Origin of the sequence: Butyrivibrio sp. XBB1001, assembly GCF_000424505.1 — a bacterium.
Taxonomy (GTDB): Bacteria; Bacillota; Clostridia; order Lachnospirales; family Lachnospiraceae; genus Butyrivibrio.
The window spans coordinates 1-6,057 of sequence record NZ_AUKA01000034.1; the positions used below are offsets into that span (position 1 = coordinate 1).

General features: G+C 37.2%; 10 protein-coding genes. 2 read left to right on the forward strand and 8 right to left on the reverse strand.

Annotation, left to right across the window (positions count from 1 at the left end; all coding sequences use genetic code 11):
* On the reverse strand, positions 1 to 521 hold a 521-nt coding region (locus G631_RS0115810; protein WP_026490266.1), incomplete at its 3' end, for an MFS transporter.
* Positions 522 to 567: 46 nt separating this feature from the next.
* Positions 568 to 936, reverse strand: a complete 369-nt coding sequence (gene crcB, locus G631_RS0115815; protein WP_013282473.1) for a fluoride efflux transporter CrcB — start codon at positions 934 to 936, stop codon at positions 568 to 570.
* Between the two features lie 560 nt (positions 937 to 1,496).
* Between crcB and G631_RS0115820 the strand changes: the two genes are divergently transcribed.
* Together G631_RS0115820 and G631_RS0115825 are read left to right on the forward strand one after the other, a co-directional pair.
* Positions 1,497 to 1,766, forward strand: a complete 270-nt coding sequence (locus G631_RS0115820; protein ID WP_242829114.1) for a type II toxin-antitoxin system HicA family toxin — start codon at positions 1,497 to 1,499, stop codon at positions 1,764 to 1,766.
* The gene (locus G631_RS0115825) at positions 1,766 to 2,113 is read left to right on the forward strand and encodes a type II toxin-antitoxin system HicB family antitoxin (protein ID WP_035789942.1); all 348 of its coding nucleotides are present in this window, start codon (positions 1,766 to 1,768) and stop codon (positions 2,111 to 2,113) included. Before G631_RS0115820 ends, G631_RS0115825 begins: the two co-directional genes overlap by 1 nt.
* A 58-nt stretch (positions 2,114 to 2,171) precedes the next feature.
* On the opposite strand, the gene G631_RS0115830 is transcribed toward G631_RS0115825, so the two are convergent.
* The 6 genes from G631_RS0115830 to G631_RS20445 form a co-directional block, all read right to left on the reverse strand.
* Positions 2,172 to 2,378, reverse strand: coding sequence for a hypothetical protein (locus tag G631_RS0115830; protein ID WP_026490269.1), 207 nt, complete (start codon positions 2,376 to 2,378; stop codon positions 2,172 to 2,174).
* Between the two features lie 34 nt (positions 2,379 to 2,412).
* Positions 2,413 to 2,904, reverse strand: coding sequence for an NAD(+) diphosphatase (locus tag G631_RS0115835; protein WP_026490270.1), 492 nt, complete (start codon positions 2,902 to 2,904; stop codon positions 2,413 to 2,415).
* A 58-nt stretch (positions 2,905 to 2,962) separates the two neighbouring features.
* Complete coding sequence (locus G631_RS0115840; RefSeq protein ID WP_026490271.1) at positions 2,963 to 3,427, reverse strand: AAA family ATPase; 465 nt, start codon at positions 3,425 to 3,427, stop codon at positions 2,963 to 2,965.
* A gap of 142 nt (positions 3,428 to 3,569) precedes the next feature.
* Positions 3,570 to 3,893, reverse strand: a complete 324-nt coding sequence (locus tag G631_RS0115850) for a DUF6572 domain-containing protein (RefSeq protein ID WP_026490272.1) — start codon at positions 3,891 to 3,893, stop codon at positions 3,570 to 3,572.
* Positions 3,881 to 4,567, reverse strand: a complete 687-nt coding sequence (locus G631_RS0115855; protein ID WP_196803890.1) for a CPBP family intramembrane glutamic endopeptidase — start codon at positions 4,565 to 4,567, stop codon at positions 3,881 to 3,883. Before G631_RS0115855 ends, G631_RS0115850 begins: the two co-directional genes overlap by 13 nt.
* Before the next feature lie 77 nt (positions 4,568 to 4,644).
* On the reverse strand, positions 4,645 to 5,301 hold the full coding sequence (locus G631_RS20445) for a DUF402 domain-containing protein (protein ID WP_051197324.1): 657 nt from the start codon (positions 5,299 to 5,301) through the stop codon (positions 4,645 to 4,647).
* Positions 5,302 to 6,057: the final 756 nt, after the last annotated feature.

The window sequence follows — 6,057 nt, forward strand, 5'->3', positions numbered from 1 at the left end:
GTTGTAAAAAGGTCGTCTGTACCTTTTACAAGAGCTGTTACAAAAAGCAGTACCGGTCCGAGAAACGCGCCAAGCTGATCCAGAAACTCCTGATAGGCAAAGCCTTTTCCGGTTCCGATCTCGCTAGCCGCAAAGCTTACCAATGTGTTTTTGGCAGGCTTTTTTATCGCTTTTCCGATACGCTCCAGGATCACAAGACCGCAGGCCCAAATCCAGCCATGTTCAGGTACGAGTGCCAGTGCAGGAATCGCCAGAGCCTGTATTACATAGCCTGTGATAACAAATGTCCAGTATTTCTTCGTTTTATCTGCTATAAATCCGGATATGAGCCTTAGTGAATACCCGCACAATTCTCCTATACCGGACACAAATCCGATGGTTGCAGCGGATGCCCCTGCGAGGTTCAGATATTCGCCCAATATGCTTCTGGCGCCTTCATGAGTCATGTCCGAAAACAGACTTACGATTCCCATCAAGGTTATAAATATTATGGCGCCAGACAAAGCCCTTTTTTTATCCATGTTCTACTCCACTAATCCCGATTTGCTTATTTCATTATCCTAAAATTCAAAGTTTTATTATCGTCGCAAGTTTCTTTCCGCATAGAATTCCAAATATGCAGCAACAACAACTCAGTACCACATATAATCCGCCATTCATATATTGTTTCTTCTCAAACAAATTAAAAGCTTCAAGGGAAAATGTAGAGAATGTGGTAAAACCTCCACACACCCCTGTCTTCCAGAAAAGAATGGTATTATCAGATACACTTTCTCGGTTACTGGTAATTCCAACAACGAATCCAATTAGTATGGCACCGAGGATATTTGTAATCAGAGTTAATATCGGAAAATAAGTCTTAACAGGAATCAGACTTATTGCATATCGCGCTACTGCACCCAAGGCACCACCAAGTGCTACAAATAGAAAATTCATATCAACCTCTCTATTGTCATATATACTGAAAGATAATTGTTATATCAAATTCTGATTCTTCTACAAAATAATTACTAATGATTATATCCAATAAATAAGCGGCTTACAATCACTTTCATGTTTGCAAACCGCTATAAATACTGGATGTTCTCTCTTCCAAAATTCCATTTTCTTGATAATATTTTTGTTTTACGGAAAATGACACTCACATCATCTTCTGATCCGTAGCAATATAAAAGCGGTTTACAATCACTTTTATGACCGAAAACCGCGATAAATACTGAGTTTATACCACTTTTTCTTCTCTGAAAAATCCCATCTTCAGATTAAAATTTATCAAGAAAGTCTGTTCGAAGTGAAACTTAAACCAAGAATTATTTCGTAGGAATGACAATGCTGTCATGAGCCGCTCTGGCTCTGAGGTCGGCGGCTCATCATTTAACATTTTGACTGAAAAATTTAGGTTGTTTCCAATTCTTATTTTTTATAAACTGGGGTGATTTTAAGCAAATTGACATAGAATATTTATGATGTTAATATGTAACTAGAAAATAGTTGCAATGGATTTTAAAATGCCTAAAAAAGAAGATTTACTCAGAAAACTCCTCAGTAAGCCTACGCCAACTAATTTCACCACTCGCGAACTTGATGCCTTAATGAAAAAATGTGGATGTAAAAAGTTCGAAGGTGGCAGAGGCTCAGGAATAGGCTTTGTGCACGAAGCTACTAAACGTATCGTCCAGTTTGATGGTCCTCACCCAGGCAATGAATTATATCGTTATCAGATAAAGATGATCATCAAGTTTTTAGGAGAGGTAGGTGAATTATAATGATTAGTTCTTTAATGGAATATGAAGGATACCATGCCAAAATCGAATTTGATCAAGAAGATCAAATATTTGTTGGACATGTGCTTGGAATAAATGATTCTATTAACTTCCATGGCCAGTCTGTTCAGGAACTGACTATAGAATTCCATAATTCAGTGAACAATTATCTTGATTACTGTGTTCAGATTGGAAAAGAGCCAGAGCGCGAATTCAAGGGTTCCTTCAATGTCAGGATTAAACCAGAGCAGCACAAGAAGATCGCATTATACGCTGCTAATGAAGGAATTACCATCAACCAGTTTGTTTCTAGAGCAATTGATGATGAGTTATCATTGCTTGAAGGATGAATAATCACATTCGCAAAAAGCCTCAGCAATGCTGAATTTTCCGGCATGCTGAGGTGTTTTATGAGTAGTATTCTAGCAACTTCCTGTCTAGTGCTCTTATTTCTTCCTCAGAAGAAATCTCTTTTAACAAGGCTATCTTCTCGATTTCTTCCCTATCTATCCTCTGTTTCTCTATCAATTCCAAGGATTCCTCAGGCAAAGACACACCAAATATAGCGCCATACTCCTCGCGCACTGTATTACCAGATGAGTCTATGGCTAGCATTCTTAACCCTTACCTTTTCAAATACACTTGAATATCACAAAAACTGTTTACACTTATCAAAATGCATTCCAGAGCAGTTGTTTTCTCTGGCTATCACATCTTCAACCTCATTTATCTTGTACCATCTGAGATCATCCACTTCATCTGAATCAGTGAACTGACTCTTTTTTACATAAGCTATAAAGCCAATCATGATAAGCTGCTTTGGTTCAAAATAATAACTTGAAACATACTGACATTTATCGACAATCTGCCCTGTTTCCTCTTCCACTTCCCTGGAAACCGCTTCTTCTATAGTTTCTCCCTCAACCATATAGCCTGATACTACAGTCCACTTAGTCTCTGAAATATAATTCTGTTTCAGAAGAAGAATTTCATTAAGCTCATTCACTACAAGTACTTCGACAACAGGTAAAGGATTTCTTCCGTAAATTCTTTTACATGATGGACATATCTTGCAGTCATCATCTCCAAGCCTGATATCTTCTACTTTGTGACCGCATTCAGCACAATACTTAAATAGCATACTCTAATCCCCCAATAAAATACTGCTACTTATGATAAAGGGTGCCCCAAGGGCAGAGTCAACAATCTTCTATTACTTTAGATGAATATGGCTCTAGTAGCTTACGTATTTCAACCAGGTTTACTTTCTGATATTTATCTGCCCACTTCAAAAGCTCCACTATGGCTTTCAGTGTTTCTTTTTTGCCCTTTTCTATACCAAGCTTTCTACGTAAAAACCTACGTATTATTCTATATCTGTACTTGTATCGTGGAACACTTAAAACATAGATTTTATCAGCATCAGCAAAACACTGCTGGACCCACGCATAATACACGCCCTCTATGATCCAATCTTCATTTTCGAGAACTTTGTTAAGAAGCCTATCTCTCTCCGCGCTATCTCTTTTTATACCATAGGATTCAGATTGGTTGTCCCACTGCAGCTCGTCCAGATCTGTATGTCTTATTCCGTATTCCTTTGAAAGCTTTTCGGCCAAGAAAGTCTTGCCACTTCCTGGTCCTCCTATTATATGGATCTTCATTTTACCCCAACCTTTGAATTATTTTGTAAATGGAGAAACGTACAAAAACACGTCATTCCTTCAAATAGAACTCTATCAACAATTTCATCTGTCAGATTTTCTTTACATAATTCAGAAACAAGCATTCAGATTTCATCCTCTTCTAACTCTCAATAGTTGCTTTAATCATAAATCCCAACTCGCCCAACTGGTCCTGTACTCTTTGCAAAAAATGCATACCATTTTCAGTAGGCTCATGTAAAAAGTGAACATCAATCACTGCCATCTTAATACTTTCATGACTGAATTTTTCTTCGTACTGTTTTGTCTCGCAGAAATTAACATAGCTGTTAATCTTATCCTGCAGACTGATCAGGTGTGAATATTCATCATTCCAATCCAGATGATCTGTTATTAGCATGACAAGTGCCTCTTCTGATTTATCATAAGCCAGGCCATCTATCTTATTTTTATCTAAAACTGACATCTTCCCCCCATATGCCGATTTTTATTTTCTTTTACAAAAACAATTGCAATTATTACGATCAAAACTCTACAAGCGACAGAAACATATAAATTCCCCCCCATACCCAATTGTGAAAAGACATTTATCAGCGCATGAGTCATAACACATAACCATAAGCTTCCTGAAACATTAAAGACTGCTGACAAAATGAAGCTGTTAATCAACAATCCTATGAGAAATGGAACAGGATCAACAACCTGAATCGTTCCTTCAACGTAAAAATATGCAAAGTGCCATATTCCCCAAGCAATAAACGTACATATCGTTGAAGTCACATAACTAATTCGTTCCTGTAACGCCGGCTGGAAAAAGTATCTCCAACCTATCTCCTCGATTCCTCCAAACACAAGCGCCTTAAGAAATAAAAGAATCGGCGCATACCAGAAAGATATTTTAAGGTTGCCTCCCCAGAAAAGTGAAAAGAAATCCAGAAAAACAAACAAGAATGCAAGCAGATAATACTTGGGATTTTGCGCCACATTAAAGAAATCCTTAACCACCTTTGATATTGGGATTTTCTTATATTTGTTTGAAACTACAATTCCCCATAGGGCTGACGATATTCCTCCAACAGCAATGGCAATCATGCCAAGCGGAGAGGTATAATCCACTTCTATTCCAATGTTTCTTAGCAAAAACACTACCAGACATACGAGGCAAATCTGTCCCCACGCACCAGCCAGATATAAAATAATAGCCTTATTCCGACTCATTAGCTCTTCCTATCCCCCTGCTTTTCAAGTAGTAAAACCTCATGGCATTTAGTTATAGCCTCGCCTGCGGCTATTCTTTTTTCTACAATATCTCTTACTTCGGCACACCAAGCATTGGTCTTAGCTAGATCAGAACATAAGCCATTTATTATGTGATCACATTCTGTCAGTGCATCCGCAAATTGCTCTTCTGACAATTCTCCTGAGTCATGGGCCTGATCCAGTTCATCACGATCATCAATTTTTACATCGCCTTCCGGAGTAAAGATTACATCCAGATACTTATCGATGAATACTGCTATGCCATCATCATCGTATTCAATCCCCTCTATGATATCCACATACCATATGGAAGGACGATACTTAGAGCAAAAGCTCTTGGGATAGTTGACTCTTTCTACATCATGAGAGTTATCTGGAAAGTATTTTACTGTGATAACTCTTTTGGTATTATCAGGAATCAGCTCAAGCCAAGTCATTCCTTCTCCTGTAACCTGTATTCTTCCTGCCTTTGGAGTTTCCCAAAAGTTCGCCTCTCCATCAGTAAATCTGATAAGGCATGCCAGACCATGAAAACACTCACAATCTATTCTCATCTGATAATATGGATAATACTGGAATCCCCAGCCATCTCTGTTAAGTCTTTTATGCTTCATTTTTCCCCTTAAATCCCGTTTTCTGTTTCAACTAAACCTGATGCACATAATTACATTTGATTATATCCAATAAATAAGCGGCTTACAATCACTTTTGCATCCACAAAGCACCATGGATACTGAATGTTTTCTCTTCACCAACACTATTTTCTAGATAATATCTTTGTTTCATGGAAAATGACACTCACATCATCTTCTGATCCGGAGCAATAAAAAAGCGGTTCACAATCATTTTTATGACCGCAAACCGCGATAAATACTGAGTTTTTACCACTTTTTCTTTTCTTAAAATCCTATCTTAAGTTTAAAATACATCAAGAAACTACGTTCGAAGCAAAACCTAAACCAAGAATTATTTCGTTGAGGAAAAAATAATCTTCCGATTTTATGTTCCAGCAGTCAACCCGACAAATCCGAATTTGCACTTTTGCCAATCTATTTATTGCCATTTGCTATTATCGATAATTATCTAGCGTTTTATAGTGCGGTTTTTACTGCTTACTTTTTAAATCAATAAATATCTCCGTAAACCATAAAAATCATTACTGCTAGAATGATAAAATAGCTATTTTTTAGTAACACTAAGCTGTTTTTGAAGTAAAATTTAAAAGGTTTTGTTTGATTCTTACTGTCATATTAGGAAAAAGAGAATCAAAGCCGTAACAAGCCATGATATTTTTCGTTCAAGATAGAATAATAAGCTGCGATGCTACGAAAAAATTCATAAAAATCAAATCTGGCAGTAAGTAAAAATTC